This window comes from Streptomyces sp. NPDC088252 (genome assembly GCF_044740965.1).
Taxonomy (GTDB): Bacteria; Actinomycetota; Actinomycetes; order Streptomycetales; family Streptomycetaceae; genus Streptomyces.
This window is the reverse complement of sequence record NZ_JBIURS010000031.1, coordinates 20,838-39,364: the sequence shown is the minus strand read 5'-3', so window position 1 is coordinate 39,364 and position 18,527 is coordinate 20,838. Positions and strand designations below refer to the sequence as shown.

General features: G+C 72.3%; 14 protein-coding genes. 8 read left to right on the top strand and 6 right to left on the bottom strand.

Translation table 11 applies throughout. From position 1 onward, the window contains the following. Positions 1–126 precede the first annotated feature (126 nt). The 4 genes from ACIOHC_RS38325 to ACIOHC_RS38310 all read right to left on the bottom strand — a co-directional run bounded on the left by ACIOHC_RS38325 (position 127) and on the right by ACIOHC_RS38310 (position 3,673). A complete protein-coding gene (locus tag ACIOHC_RS38325; protein ID WP_007262928.1) occupies positions 127–501 on the bottom strand; it encodes an RNA polymerase-binding protein RbpA in 375 nt (124 codons plus the stop codon). Positions 502–775: 274 nt separating this feature from the next. After that, a complete protein-coding gene (locus ACIOHC_RS38320; protein WP_376286930.1) occupies positions 776–2,140 on the bottom strand; it encodes an MFS transporter in 1,365 nt (454 codons plus the stop codon). Between the two features lie 46 nt (positions 2,141–2,186). Further along, the gene (locus tag ACIOHC_RS38315; protein ID WP_351083744.1) at positions 2,187–2,951 is read right to left on the bottom strand and encodes a glycerophosphodiester phosphodiesterase; all 765 of its coding nucleotides are present in this window, start codon (positions 2,949–2,951) and stop codon (positions 2,187–2,189) included. Next, positions 2,948–3,673 carry a YitT family protein gene (locus ACIOHC_RS38310; RefSeq protein ID WP_401846193.1) on the bottom strand — a complete coding sequence of 242 codons (726 nt, stop codon included), beginning with the start codon at positions 3,671–3,673 and terminating at the stop codon, positions 2,948–2,950. The genes ACIOHC_RS38315 and ACIOHC_RS38310 overlap by 4 nt, the downstream gene beginning before the upstream one ends. 103 nt (positions 3,674–3,776) lie before the next feature. On the opposite strand from ACIOHC_RS38310, the gene ACIOHC_RS38305 reads away from it, so the two are divergent. After that, positions 3,777–5,276, top strand: coding sequence for a PLP-dependent aminotransferase family protein (locus tag ACIOHC_RS38305; protein ID WP_389638357.1), 1,500 nt, complete (start codon positions 3,777–3,779; stop codon positions 5,274–5,276). Between the two features lie 71 nt (positions 5,277–5,347). Here ACIOHC_RS38305 and ACIOHC_RS38300 read toward each other — a convergent pair whose 3' ends face one another. Both ACIOHC_RS38300 and ACIOHC_RS38295 read right to left on the bottom strand, forming a co-directional pair. After that, positions 5,348–6,985 (bottom strand): hypothetical protein, encoded by a 1,638-nt coding sequence (locus tag ACIOHC_RS38300; RefSeq protein WP_401846191.1) that lies wholly within the window; start codon positions 6,983–6,985, stop codon positions 5,348–5,350. Positions 6,986–7,022: 37 nt separating this feature from the next. Further along, positions 7,023–7,217 (bottom strand): hypothetical protein, encoded by a 195-nt coding sequence (locus tag ACIOHC_RS38295; protein ID WP_018103962.1) that lies wholly within the window; start codon positions 7,215–7,217, stop codon positions 7,023–7,025. Between the two features lie 325 nt (positions 7,218–7,542). On the opposite strand from ACIOHC_RS38295, the gene ACIOHC_RS38290 reads away from it, so the two are divergent. The 7 genes from ACIOHC_RS38290 (at position 7,543) to ACIOHC_RS38260 (ending at position 18,505) form a co-directional block, all read left to right on the top strand. After that, positions 7,543–7,935 (top strand): ankyrin repeat domain-containing protein, encoded by a 393-nt coding sequence (locus ACIOHC_RS38290; protein WP_351083750.1) that lies wholly within the window; start codon positions 7,543–7,545, stop codon positions 7,933–7,935. Positions 7,936–8,154: 219 nt separating this feature from the next. Then, complete coding sequence (locus ACIOHC_RS38285; RefSeq protein WP_351083752.1) at positions 8,155–9,573, top strand: HEAT repeat domain-containing protein; 1,419 nt, start codon at positions 8,155–8,157, stop codon at positions 9,571–9,573. Positions 9,574–9,727: 154 nt separating this feature from the next. Next, positions 9,728–10,879 carry a glycosyltransferase family 4 protein gene (locus ACIOHC_RS38280; protein WP_401846188.1) on the top strand — a complete coding sequence of 384 codons (1,152 nt, stop codon included), beginning with the start codon at positions 9,728–9,730 and terminating at the stop codon, positions 10,877–10,879. Beyond that, on the top strand, positions 10,876–12,039 hold the full coding sequence (locus tag ACIOHC_RS38275; RefSeq protein WP_401846185.1) for a glycosyltransferase: 1,164 nt from the start codon (positions 10,876–10,878) through the stop codon (positions 12,037–12,039). The genes ACIOHC_RS38280 and ACIOHC_RS38275 overlap by 4 nt, the downstream gene beginning before the upstream one ends. A 97-nt stretch (positions 12,040–12,136) precedes the next feature. Then, positions 12,137–15,793 carry a hydantoinase B/oxoprolinase family protein gene (locus ACIOHC_RS38270; RefSeq protein ID WP_401846184.1) on the top strand — a complete coding sequence of 1,219 codons (3,657 nt, stop codon included), beginning with the start codon at positions 12,137–12,139 and terminating at the stop codon, positions 15,791–15,793. An 83-nt stretch (positions 15,794–15,876) separates the two neighbouring features. Then, a complete protein-coding gene (locus ACIOHC_RS38265) occupies positions 15,877–17,403 on the top strand; it encodes a hypothetical protein (protein ID WP_351083760.1) in 1,527 nt (508 codons plus the stop codon). 172 nt (positions 17,404–17,575) lie between these two features. Next, positions 17,576–18,505, top strand: coding sequence for a hypothetical protein (locus tag ACIOHC_RS38260; RefSeq protein WP_351083762.1), 930 nt, complete (start codon positions 17,576–17,578; stop codon positions 18,503–18,505). Positions 18,506–18,527 lie beyond the last annotated feature (22 nt).

Sequence of the window (18,527 nt, the reverse complement as noted above, 5' to 3'; positions counted from 1 at the left end):
GGGGGGGGGCCGGGGCGCGGCCGCGGCGCCCGCCCCCGCCCCGCCCGCCGCCCCGGCGCGGGCGGCCGCCCCCCCCCGGGCCCCCCCCCCCCCCCCGCGGCTCTGTCGCGTCGCGATGCCCTGCGGTCAGGCAGACTTCCTGCTGTCCCGCGGATGCACGGCGATGTTCATGGCTCCCGAGCGCAGAACCGCCAGCCTCTCGGCCAGCACCTCCTCCAGCTCCTCGCGTGTGCGTCGCTCCATGAGCATGTCCCAGTGCGTACGCGCAGGCTTGCCCTTCTTCTCCTCGGGGCCATCCCCGTCCACCAGGAGTGCCATGGCGCCGCACGCCTTGCACTCCCACTCCGGCGGAATTTCCGCCTCTACCGAGAACGGCATCTCAAAACGATGTCCGTTCTGGCATGCGTACTCCACCGCCTGGCGCGGGGCCAGATCGATGCCGCGGTCCGTCTCGTAGCTGGTAACCACGAGTCGCGTGCCGCGGAGAGCTCGCTCACTCATGAATCGTGCCTCCCGGGCTTGTCGCCCACAGGACAGGTGTCGCTGTCGTCGTCATCCGGTCAACGTCCGGTCGGCGGTAAAGATTCCCGTTGCCGGTCATGCGTCGCCCGTCGTGCCGCTGCTTATTCAGGTTTCCCAGGGTTCAAGTACCCGCCAATGCCCGGTTTGTCACATCCAGTGGAAGTTGTCACCCAACGGTTCGGCTTCTTCCACTCGCAGTAACGGTCCTCCGGGCAGGCCAAAGGCGTACACTACCGGCCTTTCACTTCAACGTCTAAATCCGTTCCGGAACGGGGTTGCCCGCAGCCGCCACGGCCTGCCGGACCGGCACCCTCGCGAGCAGGACGGAACCGATCACGAAGAAGATCACCAACGAGATGATCGCATCCCGGTAGCTCCCGGTCAGCTGATACGCGAGACCGAACACCAGCGGTCCCAGCCAGCTCAGTCCGCGGTCGCTCATCTCGTACGCGGAGAAGTACTCGGCCTCCTTGCCGCGCGGGACCAGATGGGAGAACAGTGAGCGCGACAGCGCCTGGCTGCCGCCGAGCACCAGACCGATCGCCGAGGCCAGCACATAGAAGAAGACCGGTGCGTCTGCGGGCAGGAAGTAGCCGGCCACGAGAATCAGCGTCCAGACGGCGAGCGAGCCGAGGATCGTGCTTTTCGCGCCGTACACCCGGGCCAGCCGGCCCATCGCCAGCGCTCCGGCCACCGCCAGCACCTGCACCAGCAGTACGGCCGTGATCAGCGTCGTCTGGTCGAGCCCCAGCTCCTCGGAGCCGTACACCGAGGCTTGGGAGATGACCGTCTGCACACCGTCGTTGTAGACGAGATATGCCAGCAGGAACGAGAGCGTCAGCGGATGGCGGCGCATGTCGCGCAGAGTGGCCAGCAGCTGCCGCCACCCCGAACCGACCGCCCCCTCGCCGCCCGGCGTCACCCGCCGGTCGCGCAGCCGTCGCAGCGGCACGATGGTGAAGGCGCCCCACCACACGCCGGCCGACGCGAGACAGATCCGCACCGCGTCGGACTCGGAGAGGCCGAAGGAGTCATGGCCCGTGTACAGGACCAGATTCAGGACGAGGACGAAGGCGCCCGAGGTGTACCCGAAGGCCCAGCCGCGGGAGGAGACCGCGTCCCGCTCGTCGGGCTCGGCGATCTGCGGCAGATAGGCGTTGTAGAGCACCATCGACACGGAGATCGAGGCGTTCGCCACGATCAGCAGGAACGCGCCCAGCAGATAGCGGTGACCGTCCAGGAAGAACATGCCGGTGGTCGCGGCGGCGCCCACGTAGGCGGCGGCCGCGAGCAGCGGCTTCTTCCGCCCCGTCCGGTCCGCGGCGGCGCCCACGACCGGCATCACGATCACCGCGACGACGACGGACACGGAGACCGCGTAGGCGAAGAGTGATCCGGCGCGCACGGGTATGCCGAGCGGATGGACGAAACCGTCGGCGTCGGCGGCCGCCTTGGCGACCGACGTCAGATAGGGGCCGAGGAACACCGTCAGCACGCTCGTCGAGTAGACGGAGCAGGCGAAGTCGTAGAAATACCAGCCGCGCTGCTCGCGTCTGCGGCTCGCGGCGTCGGCGGAACCCGTCGTGAGTCCCGTCGGCTCGGCGGTGTCGGCGCTCAAGGCGCACCCCCTCGTCTCTCCCCGTGGAGACCCCGCACGGCCGGCGTCAGGCCCAGGCCCCCCGCTCGCTCAGCACCGTGCGCAGCGTCTCGATGTGATCGGTCATGATGCCATCCACACCGAGGTCGAGGAGCGCTGCCATCCGCTCCGGTTCGTTCACCGTCCAGACGTGCACCTGGAGTCCGCGTGCGTGCGCCTCGCGCACGAAGCGCCGGTCGACCACCCTGATGCCGTTCTGGCTCTCCGGCACCTGCACGCACACCGCGCCGGAGCGCACTGCCGCCGGGATGCCGTACGAGCGCAGCCGCAGGCCGAGCACGCCGCGCACGCCGTAGGAGGTGGCCAGCCGGGGCCCGCCGAGGCGGTGCGCCCTGGCCACCCGGGCCTCCGAGAACGAGCCGACGCACACCCGGTCCCAGGCATCCGTCCGGCGGATCAGACCGATCAGCGGGACCAGGGCGGACTCGGCCTTGATGTCGACGTTCCAGCGGGCCTCGGGGAACGTCTCCAGCAGTTCCTCGAACAGCGGGAGCGGCTCCCGGCCGGCGACCCTGGCCTGCCGCACCTCGCTCCACGGCAGTTCGGCCATCCGGCCCCGGGCGTCCGTCACCCGGTCCAGGGTGCTGTCGTGGAAGGCCACCAGGCGGCCGTCCGCCGTGGTGTGCACATCGGTCTCGAAGTAGCGGTATCCGGCGTCGGCGGCCCGGCGGAACGCGGCCGTCGTGTTCTCGATCCCCTCCGCCGCACCGCCTCGGTGCGCGAAGGGGATCGTCGCGGGATGGTCCAGGTAGGGGTGGCGTACGGAGGTCACTTCGGCAGTATGGCCCGATCCGGTGTCCGGGCGGTGACGGCGACGTCGCCGGCGTCCGGCCCGCAGGCGTCGGTGGCGCTTTCGCCGGACGCGGCCGCCGCCTCCACGGCCGGCCTTCCGCCGATGGCGAAGAGACGCAGGAAGAACTGGGCGAGCGGGCCGATGGTCAGGGCGTACAGCACCGTGCCCGCGCCGAGAGAGCCGCCGAGCACGAAGCCGGTGACCACGACCGCCACCTCGATCAGGGTGCGGACGAGCCGGATGGAGCGGCCGGTACGCAGATGCAGGCCGGTCATGAGCCCGTCGCGCGGACCCGGGCCGAACCGCGCGGCGATGTACAGCCCCGTCGCGACACCGTTGACCCCGATGCCCGCGACCATCACGGCGATCCGTGCGGCGATGCCGTGCACATCGGGTACGAGCGCGAGCGTGCCGTCCATGGCGATGCCTACGGCGAAGACGTTGGAGACGGTGCCGAGCCCGGGGCGCTGCCTGATCGGTATCCACAGCAGCAGAACGACGGCGCCGACGATGATCGATACGACCCCGATGGACACCCCGGTGCGCTCCGCGAGCCCCTGATGCAGCACCCCCCAGGGTTCGAGACCGAGGCCGGCGCGGACCAGGAGCGCCGAACTCGCCCCGTACAGCGCGAGGCCGACGTACAGCTGAATGAGCCTGCGTGTGACGTGCGCCCCGCGAGGGACGGGCGTGATGGACAAGAGGTGCCCCCCTGATGTGGTGGTAGTGGACTGGCGCATGTCACTCTGTGGCAGGGGATTGGCTGCCAACTATGGCCAATCCGAGGAAGGTGGACTGATTTTCATGGCGCAGTGGACTTCGGCGGTCGGCGCGGCACAGCTCGCCCGGCAGCTCCAGGCCCAACAGCCCCGGTCCGCCGTACCGGGTGGTCGTCGGCCGCCCGCGTACCGCGCGCTGGCCGACGGGGTGCGTCTGCTCGTCCTCGAGGGCCGGGTGCCGGTCGCCGCCCGGCTCCCCGCCGAGCGCGAACTGGCGCTCGCCCTGTCCGTCAGCCGCACGACCGTCGCCGCGGCGTACGAGGCGCTGCGGACGGAAGGGTTCCTGGAGTCCCGCCGGGGGGCCGGCAGCTGGACCGCCGTGCCCGCGGGCAACCCGCTGCCCGCACGCGGCCTGGAACCGCTTCCCCCGGAGTCGCTCGGTTCGATGATCGATCTGGGCTGCGCCTCGCTGCCCGCCCCCGAACCGTGGCTGACCCGGGCGGTCCAGGGCGCCCTGGAGGAGCTCGCACCGTACGCCCACACCCACGGCGACTACCCGGCAGGTCTGCCCGCGCTGCGGCAGATGATCGCCGACCGCTACACCGGCCGCGGCATCCCGACCATGCCCGAACAGATCATGGTCACCACCGGCGCGATGGGCGCGATCGACGCGATCTGTCACCTCTTCGCGGGCCGCGGCGAGCGGATCGCGGTGGAGTCCCCCAGCTACGCCAACATCCTGCAGCTGATGCGGGAGGCGGGCGCCCGGCTGGTGCCGGTGGCGATGGAGGAGGGGCTCGGCGGCTGGGACATGAACCGGTGGCGGCAGGTCCTTCGTGACGCGGCGCCGCGGCTCGCCTATGTCGTCGCCGACTTCCACAACCCCACCGGGGCGCTGGCCGACGAGGACCGGCGACGCGATCTGGTGGAGGCCGCCCGTTCCGCCGGTACGGTCCTGGTCGTCGACGAGACCATGAACGAGCTGTATCTCGACCCCGACGTACGGATGCCGCGCCGGGTCTGCGCCTTCGATCCGGCGGGCTCCACCGTGCTCACCGTCGGATCGGCGAGCAAGGCCTTCTGGGCCGGCATGCGGATCGGCTGGGTGCGCGCGGCACCCGATGTGATCCGCAGCCTGGTGGCCGCCCGCGCCTACGCCGACATGGGGACGCCCGTCCTGGAGCAGCTCGCCGTCAATTGGCTGATGCGCACCGGAGGCTGGGAGGAGGCCGTGCAGGTCCGCCGTGAACAGGCGCGGGACAACCGGGACTCGCTCGTCGCCGCCCTCCGCCGGGAGCTGCCGGACTGGGAGTTCTCCGTTCCGCGCGGCGGGCTGACGCTCTGGGTGCGCACGGGCGGACTCTCCGGTTCCCGTCTCGCGGTGGCGGGGGAGCGGGTAGGCGTACGCGTGCCCTCCGGACCGCGGTTCGGTGTCGACGGCGCCTTCGAGGGGTATGTGCGGCTGCCGTTCACGGTCGGCGGGCCGGTCGCGGACGAGGCGGCGGCACGGCTCGCGGCGGCGGCGCGGCTGGTGGGTTCGGGGGCGGGCGCGGGGGTGGAGGCGCCGAGGACGTTCGTCGCCTGACCGGCGGAGCGGGCGCGGCGGCGACGGGCCGGGCCGACCGTCACCCCCGCGCCCGCCCCGTACCGGCCCGTTCAGTCGCCGACCTTCATGCCCTCGACGGCGACGGCCGCGGTCAGGGGGTGCGGCATCGCCGGGTCCGGGACGCTCACCTCGACCGGCACGGGCTCCTCGACGGCCTCGACCGCGACGGCCGCCCCGTCCGGCGCCTGCCGCCCGGGAAGCAGGCCGAGGACCGCCTGCCGCTGTGCCTCACTGGTCGCCTCGTCGTACGGGTCGGGGGTGGCCGGAACCTGGAGCCGCAGCACGGGACCGGTGCCGAGACGTGCGTACCCCCGGCCGGGCGGGACATCCGGCGTCGGGGTGGTGTGCGGCTCCACGCCGAGCACCGACTCGACCTGGTCGCGGGAGCAGTGGCCGAGGACGACCCGGGCGCGGGTATGGGTCCGTACGGTCTCGCCCAGGGCGTCCAGGCTGTCGAACTGGTCGGTCATGACCACGGTGACGTTGGCCGCCCTGCCGTGCCGCAGCGGCACCTGGAGCAGTTCCTGGGGGTCCGGCCTGCCGTCGGCTGCCGCCAGATGGCCGAGGACGCTGGGCCGGTCCAGCAGGATCCAGAGCGGGCGCCTGATGTCGTCGGGGGCGGGGTGGCCGGACTGCCGTGCCCGGTTCGCGGCGATCAGTCGCCGCTCCGTCTCATGGGCCGCCCACTCCAGGGTCGCCAGCGCGCCGGCCAGCCCGCACTCCACGGCCAGCACGCCGTCGCGTCCGGTCAGGCAGGCGTACTCGCCGGTCCCGCTGCCTTCGATGATCAGGATGTCGCCGTGCTGGAGGGCCTGCAGGGCGATGGCGCGCATCAGTGTGGTGGTGCCGCTGCCGGGCTGCCCCACGGCCAGCAGATGCGGCTCGGTGGAGCGGACTCCCGTCCGCCAGACGACCGGTGGCGCGTCGCGGGTCGCGTCGCCGTCGTGCACGGGAACGGTGCGCTGCACCGCGTCGCCGTCCGTGAACCCCAGCACGGTCTCACCGGGTGCGGTGACGAAGCGCTGGGCCCCGATCGAGGTGGGCAGGGCGTCGAGCACGGTCATGACGAGTTGGTTGCCCTCCTCGTCCCAGGCGAAGTGGTACTCCCGGCCGCGGCCCGACTTCGCGTGCAGCAGCCGCTCGATCCGGCTGCGGGAGGCGGCCTCGCTGTCGGTGAAGTAGGCGGGGTACGTCACCCGGAGACGGGTCAGGCGCCCGTCGCCGTCGAACTCGTATCCGCTGAAGGCCTTGTCCCAGTCACCGCCGTGGGAGAACATCGGGCTCGGGTCCTCGGCCACGGAGAAGTACGGCACGAGTGCTTCGTACAGCGACCGGAGCCGCCCGGTCTCGGCCTCGTCGGGACCGGTCCTCACAGGGGTCCGCTCCCGCCCCTTCCACGCGGCGGCGCCCATCACCGCGACCAGGGTGATCACGGACCCGTACGGGATCGTCGCGACGACGAGCAGGCAGGCCGCGACGGAGAACAGCGCCGGACCACGCTTGTCCTTGGGCGTCGCGGCCCACTTCTGCCGTCCGGCACCGGCGAGCAGCCGCAGACCACGAGTGATCGTTATCAGCGGATGGAGGACGTCGGTGGCGTTGTCGGTGGCCGTGCGCGCGAACGCGCGACTGCGAGCGATCGGGGCGCTGCCGCTGCTCAGAATGCGGGGGAGTGGTCGCCGGGCCACGTCGGTCTCCTGAAGGGGTGGGAGCGGTCGCGGGGGGTCAGAACTTGATCCCGCCCAGGAGGCCGGCGAGACTCGCGCCGCCCGCCGTGATGCTCGGGGCGATGGCGGTGCCCGCCAGGTAGAAGCCGAACAGGGCAGTGACGAGGGCGTGCGACGCCTTGAGGCCGTCCTTCCTGAAGAACAGGAAGACGATGATGCCGAGGATGACTACGCCTGACATGGACAGGATCATGAGAAGTTCTCCTGGTTGGGGGGACAGTCACCATGAGTCCTTCCAGGTTCACCAGAAGTATCTATACGATAAAAGCCGCATTCGAGTGAAAAGTCTGTATTTTCACTGAATTGGCCGACAAGGGTTGTCGTTGGGGTGCCGGAGTGACGGAACATGCGGAGCCGCGTGCTCCGCCGCCGTCGCGGGATGTGATCCTCTGCCTCGGGCGGGCCGGGTCATGTGTGCGGCCGGGCAGTACCCTGTCGGTTCACTCGTACGGCCCCCACGGCGTACGGCCCGGCAGGTCGACAGTGGTGAAACCGGATAATGGAAGGCGGTCCGTCCGATGAGTGAAACCCCCGATCCCGAAGTGGTCGAGCTGGCGACGAAGGTCTTCGACCTGGCCCGCCGGGGGGAGACGGACACGCTCGCCGCGTATGTCGACGCCGGAGTCCCCGCGAACCTGACCAACGACCGCGGTGACTCGCTGGTGATGCTGGCCGCTTATCACGGTCACGCCGCCGCGGTCACCGCCCTCGTCGCCCGCGGCGCCGACCCGGACCGGGCCAACGACCGCGGGCAGACGCCGCTCGCCGGAGCCGTCTTCAAGGGCGAGGGCGCGGTGATCGAGGCGCTGCTCGCCGCAGGGGCCGACCCGGCGTCCGGAACACCCTCCGCGCTGGACACCGCGCGCATGTTCGGCAAGGCCGACCTGCTGGAACTCTTCGGCGCCCGCTGACCGGGTACGCCGTAAATGTGGTCGCGGTGGCGAAATGGCTGGGTCATCATGACGTCTCGGGCCCGGTTCGGGCCACGGACGAGAGGCAGAGGAAGATGGTCTACACCAAGCAGAAGACGGCGGTCGGCCGATCATGTTGCTGCGCGGCGTAGTGCCCCACCCGGCACTTGGAACTGCACAGTCCCGGTTGCGTCGACAGCTTGATGTGAGGCTTTTTCCATGTTTGATCCGTTCATAGCGCCGAGCGGCACCCTGCTCGGCCTGCTGCAGAGGGGCCGTGGCGACGGCACGCTCCACGCACTCGCCGCACCACGCCCCGAGGCCCTGGCGGCTCTCAACCACTGCGTCCTGAGCGATCCGCGTCACGACTGGCAGGTGGAGAACCGCTCGCTCTACTACGCACGCCTTTATCTCGACCTCGACGGCGGCATCGAGGAGATCGAGCGCCACCTGTGCGATCCCGACGACCACCTCGACACCGACGACTCCCGCACGGGGCTGGCCCTCGCCGTGCTCGGCCACCTCGCCTCGTACGGACGGGACGACGCGCTGGCCCTGCTGCGGCGGTACGCCGCCACCGGGGCCAACTGGGCCTGGGCCCTCGACGAGCTCGCCCTGCGCGACGACGACGCGGGGCTGCGCGCCCTCGCCGTACCCGTGCTCGGCCGGTTCCCGGACACCGAGGACGGCACCGCCGAGCTGGCCGCGGCCGTACGGGACGCCTTCGAGCCCCGCCCCTGGCGGCTCTGGGCCGACGACCCGCGCGAAGCGGTCGGGGCCAGGATCAGGGCTGCCTCGGAACAGGGCTCCTTCGACCGCTGGCAGCGGCAGATGCGGCCCGGCGGCCCCCGCCCCGGCTGGAGCGTCCAGGCCGTCTTCGACTGGGCCCAGCAGGGAATCGAACGCGGCAGTGTCCTCCATGTCCCGGCCGCGCGCTGCCTCGCCGCCGTCGCCGGTCCCGAGGACCGGTCCACGATCGTCGAGGCCGCCCGCAGCGGCCCCGAGGGCGCCCGCTGCGCCGCGCTGCACTACCTGGCCGAGGCCAGGGATCCCGCTGTGCTCGACCTGATCGAGGCCGCCGCGGTCAGCGTCTCGCGCACCGTCGCCGACGCGGCGGTCGCCGCCTTCGAGCGGATGTGCGGTGACGCGGCGGTGGACCGTGCCAGGCGCTGGGCCAGGCGGCCCGACGCGCTCGGCGCCTCCGCGGCCGGTGTGCTCGCCTGCCGGGGCGGGGCCCAGGACGCCCCACTGGTCCTCGGCGCACTCCGCGAGGCCGTAAGGGGCGAGGGGCCGGACGCCCCACGCCTGTGGACCCTCGTCGACGGAACGGGCCGGCTGGGCATCGCCTGTGCGGCCCCCGTGCTGCGTCATGTCTACCGGGAGACGTCCTCCTCGCATCTGCGCGGACGGGCGGCCCGCGCACTGGCCGCGACCGACCCGTCCTTCGCCACCGGCTTCGCCGTCGAATGCCTGTGGGACTGCGAGGAGACCACCCGTGAGGTCGCCGCACTCCATGCGGAGACCGGCGACATCAGGGTCGCCGAGCGACTGCGCCGACTGGCCGCAGACCCGGCCGAGGAGGCAGAGGTGCAGACGGCGGTACGCAGCAGGATCGGGCCCGACACCCCGGCGGCCTGACCCGGGTACGCACAGCGGCGCGCGTCGGGGGCGCGCGGTGCGAAGGGGCGAGCGGCGCGTCGGGGGCGCGCTCGGCTCGAACGCTCACGGGCCGTTCCGCGGCCGGAAAGATCCAAGTCGGCTCCGCCACGTCCGGCACGGCGACAACACCCGTATGCGTGTCGTCATCGTCACCGAATCCTTTCCTCCCGATGTCAACGGGGTGGCCCACTGTGCCCTGCAGACCGCCCGGCACCTCGTCGGCCGCGGCCACGAACCGCTCGTCGTCGCCCCCGCCCCGGCCGGCGCGACGACCACGTCCCGGCCGGACCCCTCCGACGCCTTCCGGGCCGACGCACCCTGCCCCGTGGTGCGCGTCCCGTCCCTTCCTCTGCCCGGATACCCCCAGGTCCGGGTGGCACTGCCGAGCCGACGGCTGACGGCGGCCCTCACCGCCCACCGCGCCGAGCTCGTCCATCTGGCCGGACCGTTCGTGCTCGGCGCACGCGGCATGGCGGCGGCGGCCAGGCTCGGGATCCCGGCCGTCGCCGTCTACCAGACCGATCTGGCCGGTTACGCACGTACCTACCTCGGCACCGGTGAGAACACCGCCTGGCGCCGGATGCGCGCCGTGCACAGCGCCGCCGACCGCACTCTCGCCCCGTCCACCGCCGCCGCCCGTGACCTCACCGATCACGGTGTGCCCCGGGTGCGGCTGTGGCCACGCGGCGTCGACACCGCACGGTTCCGGCCCGGACTGCGGGACGAAGCACTGCGCCGACGTCTCGCCCCCGGCGGGGAGCGGATCGTCGGGTACGTCGGCCGGCTCGCCCCGGAGAAGCATGTCGAACTCCTCGCCGGGGCCTGTGCGACACCCGGGGTCCGGGTCGTGGTCGTCGGCGACGGCCCCAGTGAGGCATCGCTGCGGACCGCCCTGCCCGGTGCGGTCCTCCTCGGACGCCGGACCGGGGACGACCTCGCCCGGCTGTTCGCCTCGCTGGACCTGTTCGTCCACACGGGACCGTACGAGACGTTCTGCCAGACGGTGCAGGAGGCCATGGCCTCCGGAGTGCCGGTGATCGCTCCCGCGGCGGGCGGACCGCTCGACCTCGTCGACCACGGGCACACCGGACTGCTGGTCCCGCCGCTCGACACCGGTGCCGTGACGGCGGCGGTCGGCGCACTCGCCGCCGATCCCGTGCGCGCGGCGGCCTACGGCGCCGCCGGCCGGGCCGCTGTCGAGGGCCGGACCTGGCAGGCCGTCGGCGACCGACTGCTCGACCACTACGACGAGGTGCTGCGCGACCGGACGGCGGCGGCGGCATGACCGGCCGCGAACGGCGCGCGGTCATCGTCCGGCTGGCGAACTTCGTCACCCCGTCGTCGGGCGGCCTGCGCACCGCCCTGGAGGAGCTCGGCCGCGGCTACCTCGCGGCCGGTCACGAACCGGTGCTCGTCGTGCCCGGCGACACCCCGAGCGACGCGCGCACCGCCCAGGGGAGGGTGATCACGCTCCCCGGTCCGGTCCTTCCGGGCAGCGGCGGCTACCGCGTGCTGGCGGACCGGCGCAGGCTCCGCCACCTCCTGGAAACGCTGCGGCCCGACCGTCTTGAGGTCTCCGACCGCACCACGCTGCGCTGGACGGGGGCGTGGGCGCGCCGCGCCGGGGTGCCGGCCGTGATGGTCTCCCACGAGACCGCCGACGGGGTGCTGCGCACCTGGGGCGTCCCGGCCGGCGCGGCCGGGCGGACGGCCGATCGCCTCAACGCGCGCAGCGCGCACGCGTACACCCGGATCGTGTGCACCACCGCATGGGCCGAGCGCGAATTCCTGCGCATCGGCGCGCGCAACGTGGTGCGCGCCCCGCTCGGCGTGGACCTGCGACGCTGCCGCCCCCACCGGCGCAGCGCCGCCCTGCGCGCCCGGCATCTGCGCGGCCGGGACGTGCTGCTCGTGCTGTGTTCGCGGCTCTCGGTCGAGAAACGTCCCGGCCGGGCCCTGGAGGCACTCGCCGGGCTGCGGCACCGAGGCGTGCGCGCGGCGCTGGTCGTCGCGGGCGACGGACCGTTGCGGACGGGCCTGGAGAGCAGGGCACGGGCGCACCGGCTGCCGGTAGATTTCCTCGGCCATGTGCGGGACCGCGAGTCCCTGGCGGATCTGCAGGCGGCGGCCGACATCTGCCTGGCGCCCGGACCCGCCGAGACGTTCGGCCTGTCGGCCCTGGAGGCGCTGGCCTGCGGCACCCCGGTCGTGGCGAGCGCGAATTCCGCGCTGCCCGAGGTGATCGGTGCCGCGGGGGTCGCCGCCCCGGACACGGGAGAGGCGTTCGCCGCCGCGGTACGGGAGTTGCTCGGGCGCCCGGAGGACGAGCGCCGGGCCATGGCGAGGCGACGGGCCGAACTCTTCGGCTGGGACCGCTCGGTGGCCGCGTTCCTGGCCGCGCACGAGGTGCCGGACCTGGGCGGGATCGCGGAGGCACGGGCATGAGCGGGGCGGCGCGGTGCGGCGTTCCACGGCCGTGCGTCACCGGGGAGCCGCCCGCGCCGCCTGGCCCGTCGTGCGTGGAGCGGGTCAGTATGGGGGGATGAGCGGACGTTGGGACTTCTGGATCGACCGTGGCGGGACGTTCACCGATGTCGTGGGACGGGACCCCGACGGACACCTGGTCACCCGCAAGCTGCTCTCCCACGACCCGGACCGCTACCGCGACGCCGCCGTGGCCGGCATCCGGGGCCTGCTCGGCCTCGGCCCCGCCGACCCGGTCCCCGCCGACCGGGTCGGCACGGTGAAGATCGGCACGACGGTCGCCACCAACGCCCTGCTGGAGCGGCACGGCGAACCGACCGTCCTGGTCATCACGGAAGGCTTCCGGGACGCTCTGCGCATCGCCTACCAGAACAGGCCGAGGCTCTTCGACCGCCGGATCCTGCTGCCCGAGGCCGTGTACGAGCGGGTGATCGAGGTCCCCGAACGGATCGACGCCCGCGGCGGGGTCGTGACCCCACTGGACCGGGAAGCGGTGGCCGAGCGGCTCGACGCCGCGCGGGCCGACGGTCTGCGCAGCGCGGCCGTCGTCCTGATGCACGGCTACCGCCACCCCGCGCACGAGAGCGCCGTGGCCGCCATGGCCCGCGCGGCGGGCTTCACCCAGGTCAGCTGCTCGCACGAAGTGAGTCCGTTGATCAAGCTCGTGCCACGCGGCGACACCACCGTCGTCGACGCCTACCTCTCGCCGATCCTGCGCAGGTACGTCGACGAGGTCGCCCGCGAACTCAAGGGCATCCGGCTGATGTTCATGCAGTCCAACGGCGGCCTGCGCGAGGCCTCCCACTTCCGGGGCAAGGACGCGGTGCTCTCCGGTCCCGCCGGTGGTGTGGTAGGCATGGCCCGTACGTCCGAACAGGCCGGATTCGACCGGGTCATCGGCTTCGACATGGGTGGCACATCCACCGATGTGTCGCACTACGCGGGCGCGTTCGAACGCGAACTCGGCACCCAGGTCGCCGGCGTGCGGATGCGCGCCCCCATGATGAACATCCACACCGTCGCGGCCGGCGGCGGCTCCGTCCTGCACTTCGACGGCCACCGCTACCGGGTGGGCCCCGACTCCGCGGGCGCGGTTCCCGGCCCGGCCTGCTACCGCCGCGGCGGGCCGCTGACCGTCACCGACGCCAATGTGATGCTCGGCCGGGTCCAGCCCGCACACTTCCCTGCCGTCTTCGGGCCCGACGGCGACCTCCCCCTCGACGCGGACCTCGTCCGCGAACGCTTCGACGCGCTCGCCGAGGACGTGGCGCGTGCCACCGGAACACGGCGCACGGCGGCCGAGGTCGCCGCCGGATTCCTGGAGATCGCCGTGCTCAACATGGCCAACGCGGTCAAGAAGATCTCCGTACAGCGCGGGCACGACATCACCCGCTACGCCCTGACGGGCTTCGGCGGCGCCGGAGGCCAGCACGTCTGCGCCGTCGCCGACGCCCTGGGCATCGACACCGTCCTCGTACCGCCCCTGGCCGGCGTGCTGTCCGCGTACGGCATCGGTCTCGCCGACGCCACCGCCATGCGCGAACAGTCCGTGGAGGCGGAACTCAACGAGGCGACGTGGACCCGGCTCGGCGGACTCTGCGACGAACTCGCCGCCCGCACCCGCGCCGAACTGCGGGCCGACGCCGTCCCCGACAGCGCGATCAGCACCCACGCCGGGGTCCTCCTGCGCTACGCCGGTACGGACTCCAGCCTGTCCGTCGACCTGGACACCGCACCCGCCATGGCCGAGGCGTTCACCGCGCAGCACCGCGCACGCTACGCCTTCACCATGGACAAGCCCCTGGTCGTCGAGGCGGTGTCGGTCGAGGCGACCGGAACGGCGGGGCGGCACGCACCGGGCACGGCCGACCGTGCTCCTCGTGCGAGCTCACCGCCCCGACCCCACGACACCGTAAGGATGTTCGCGGAAGGCCGATGGCAGGACACCCCGCTCCACCGACGTGAGGAACTGCGCCCCGCGGCCACCGTGACCGGCCCCGCCGTCATCGCGGAGGCGGATGCCACCACCGTCGTGGACCCCGGCTGGCAGGCCATCCGCGCCGACACCGGGCATCTCCTGCTCACCCGCGTCCGCCCGCGCCCGGACCGGACGGCCGTCGGCACCCGCGTCGACCCCGTCATGCTGGAGATCTTCAACAACCTCTTCATGTCGATCGCCGAACAGATGGGCGTGCGACTGGAGAACACGGCACACTCCGTCAACATCAAGGAGAGGCTCGACTTCTCCTGCGCCCTTTTCGACGCGGAGGGCAATCTGATCGCCAACGCCCCGCACATTCCCGTCCACCTCGGCTCGATGGGCGAGTCCATCAAGGAGGTGCTCCGGCGCAACGGCGGAGCGATGCGGCCCGGCGACGTGTACGCCATCAACGATCCATATCACGGGGGCACGCACCTGCCCGATGTGACCGTGGTGACACCCGTGTTCGACGAGAGCGGTGACGAAGGACCCCGGCTCCGCTTCCTCGTCGCCTCACGCGGACACCACGCCGAGATCGGCGGCATCACCCCCGGCTCGATGCCCGCCTTCAGCCGCACCATCCACGAGGAGGGGGTGCTCTTCGACAACTGGCTGCTGGTACGGGACGGCAGGCTCCGCGAGGCCGAGACACGCGAGCTGCTCACCGGTGCGGCCCACCCCTCCCGCGACCCGGACACCAACCTCGCCGACCTGCGCGCCCAGATCGCCGCGAACGAGAAGGGCATCGCCGAACTGCGCCGCATGGTGGAGCAGTTCGGCCCGGAGGCGGTCGCCGCGTACATGGGGCACGTACAGGACAACGCCGAGGAGTCCGTCCGCCGGATCATCGCCCAACTGCGCGACGGCAGCTACCGCTACGAGACCGACAACGGTGCGGTCATCGAGGTCGCCCTCACCGTGGACCGGGCCACGCGCGGTGCGGTCGTCGACTTCGCCGGCACCTCACCGCAGCAGCCGGGGAACTTCAACGCGCCGAAATCCGTGGTCATGGCGGCGGTGCTGTACGTCTTCCGGACCCTTGTCGCCGACGACATCCCCCTCAACAGCGGCTGTCTCAAGCCACTGGAGGTCAGAATTCCGCAGGGCTCCATGCTCGCCCCCGTCCATCCGGCGGCCACCGTCGCGGGAAACGTGGAGACGTCCCAGGCCGTCACCGGCGCCCTGTACGCGGCGCTCGGCATCCAGGCAGAGGGTTCGGGAACCATGAACAACCTCACCTTCGGCAACGAACGGGTCCAGTACTACGAGACCGTGGCGAGCGGATCGGGCGCGGGCGACGGCTTCGACGGTGCGGACGCCGTGCAGACCCACATGACCAACTCCCGTCTCACCGACCCCGAAGTCCTCGAATGGCGCTACCCCGTGCTGCTGGAGAGCTTCCGGGTACGGGACGGCAGCGGGGGCGCGGGGCGCTGGCACGGCGGCTGCGGCGTGGAGCGGCGCATCCGTTTTCTCGAACCCGTCACGGTGGCGCTGCTCTCCGGACACCGCCGGGTCCGGCCCTACGGAATGGCGGGCGGCGAACCCGGCGCTGCGGGCGAGCAGTACGTCGAGCGCGCGGACGGCCGGACCGTCATGCCACTGCGAGGCTGTGACACGGCCGACCTGCAGCGGGGGGACGTGCTCGTGCTCCGCACACCGGGCGGCGGGGGCTACGGAGCCCCGGATCCGGCCCCGGACGGCCGTCCCGGGCGCCCCGCCGAACAGGGGTGAGGCCGCCGCCTGCGTACTCCCGGCAACGGGTCGCTTCTGCGCCGTTTCGACCGTTGTCAGTCAGAGGACCTAATCTGTGCAGCGTGACTTCGCCTGCCTACACGGACAACGCTGCGCCCCAGCTCAGCGCGGGGCCGCGGCCCGCCCCGGGCCCGGCCGCCGACGAGGGGCTCTCGCGGCGGCTGCGAGCGCTCGCCTGCACGGCGCCGCTGCACGACCTCGATGTGCGCAAGGCGAATCTGGCCGGTGAGTACACGATCTACACGATGGCCGAGATCGCGCTCGCCGCCATCGACCTCGTCACCCTCAACATGGACTTCGACACGGGTGCCGACCACGACCAGATAGTGACCAGGGTCCTTCCCCGCGTCGCCGCCCAGGCCCCGGACCGCCCGGCCGCCGAGCACGAGCGGGTCGCCCGCTGGGTGCTGGAGAACCTGATCAATGTCGGCAGCGTCGACCGTGGATTCCGTGCGGTGTACGGCACTTTCGGCCCTGATGGGGTGTATGTCCGCCGCGATTACGACTTCAAGCTGGTCGAAGAGGTCCCGGGACACGGCGGCACCGTCTTTCTCCGGGCCACCGACGAAGCGGTCAACGTCCTGGTCGGAGCCCTTGACACGGACGTCACCAGCGCCCAGATCGCCGCCGAGGTGAAGCTGGAGGTCCTCATCAGCCGGGGCCGCCTCGCGGACGCGCAGCTCGCCGCCGAGCAGGCCCGCTACCGCACCGTGCAGTACGCGGAGACCCTGCGCAAGACGCTGGAGGCCACCCGACGCAACGTCCGGGCCGTCGACTGGCTCAACGCCGTACCCGACATGATCGCCGAAGCGCTCGACCACGTCGCCGACCGCTACCGCCACGAGAACGCGATCCTCACCAACATCCGCAAGGCGCGCGACGAGGCGGAGGAGCCCGAGCACAAGCGGCGCGCCGCCGAGCTCGTCGACATCGTCAAGGACTGCATCCGCCGTCACACCCAGTTGCAGTCCCGGCTGCTGGAAGCCGGGCCGCTGTTCCGCGCCGAACAGGACCGGCAGGCGTTCGCCACCCCTGCGGCCCGCACCGGCCTCGATCTGTACGGCCAGCTGGTCGGCCCGCTGCTCCCGCTCCCCGTCGAACACGCCATCCGCGTCACGGACGCCTTCTTCGCCCACGGCACCGGACTGCGCACCCCCACCTCGGTGCGGGTGGGCGACCTCGTCGACATGCTGCTCACGCCACCCCTGGAACGCGAGCACCTGGGCGCCGAGATGCCCGAACCCGACCTGATCGCCACTCCGGACGACAGCAGGTTCAGCGAGGAGCAGCTCGCGAGCGCCATGGAACTCCTGGATCTGGAGCACGACGCCCCGCGCCGGCTCTCCGGACTCCTCGCCGAAGCCCGGCGCCGCGATCCCGAACTGCCGTATCTGGTCGCCCTGCTCGCGGTGCACGCCGCGAGCCCGCCGGTCGGCACCGCCTACCGGCAGGGCGAGCAGCGTCTGTTGTTCTCCGTCGACGACGGGACGCAGCTCGACGACCCGGAGTTCGGCGGCGCGGACCTGATAGTGGGTACGGCCCTGCTGGACGCGGCCGGAATGGCCGCGGACCGCTCGGAGGCGTCATGAGAGCCGCGCCGCGGGAGGCGCACGAATCGCCGGTCCGACCGGCGCACCCCGTCCGGGAGCGTCGCCGCCTTGCCGGTGGACCGGCCGGAGCCGCGCCGATCGGGACGGACGGGGCGAGAGCCGACGCCGTCCACCCCGTACCGAAGAGTTTCCGCAGCAAGGAGCGACAGTCGTGAGCGACCACCGCGCACAGCACGCCGACGCGTGGAGCGAGCCGACCGTCGCGTACGCGACCGAGAGCACAGTCTCCGCGGACCCGGCCGGGCCCGCCGCCACCGCACCCGTCACCCCGGCCGACGCGGCCGACGCCGCCCGGCTCGTCGCCTTCGGGCTCCAGCCCAAACTGCTGCCCGCGCGCGACGCCGAATACGCCGAACTGCTCCGTCGCTACCGGGAGGAGCCCGCTTTCGCCCGGCTCGCCGACGCCGTGGCGACCGGACTCGGCCTGGTCGTGCTGGAGGTGTCCACCCGCGCCGGAATGGCCGTCACCGCCGGTGAGGACTCGGTCTTCGCCGTCCGCATGGGCGACTACGCCCGTCGCGCGTCGTCCGACTCCGCCGACCGGTTCCTGCACGGGCTCGCACACCTCGCCGTCGCCGCGATGGCCTTCCCCCGTCCCGAGGACCTCGCCGACGACGCGTACATCGGCCGGATCACCGTCAACGGCGTCGACTCGTTCGTACGCCAGGCGTGCCATCGGCTGGAGGAGCGCGCGCAGGAGCAGGGCGACAACACCGACCCGGCCACCGATGCCCCCGGACTGGAGGCGGCCTGGCGTATCTACGCCCGGCGCAGCGCCACCGGAGCCACGAAGGACGCCCGAAGGCTGGCCGGTTCCACCACCGGTATCGTCGGCAAGGCCGTCGCCTTCCTCACCGATTCGGGCTTCCTCCAACGCACCGGGGACGACGCCGGAGGCGCCTTCCGCACCACCGCGCGCTACCAGCTCCAGGTCCGTGACATGGCCGGTGGCGCCGCCATGGCCGAGCTGCTGGAGCTCGGAGTCGTACCGGTCACCGACGGAACGGCGACGCTGCTGCCACCGCCCGACGCCGACGACCTGGAGCTGGCCGCCGACGCCGGTCTGCCCTTCCACGCCTGACCGGTCCGCCCCACCACCGCCG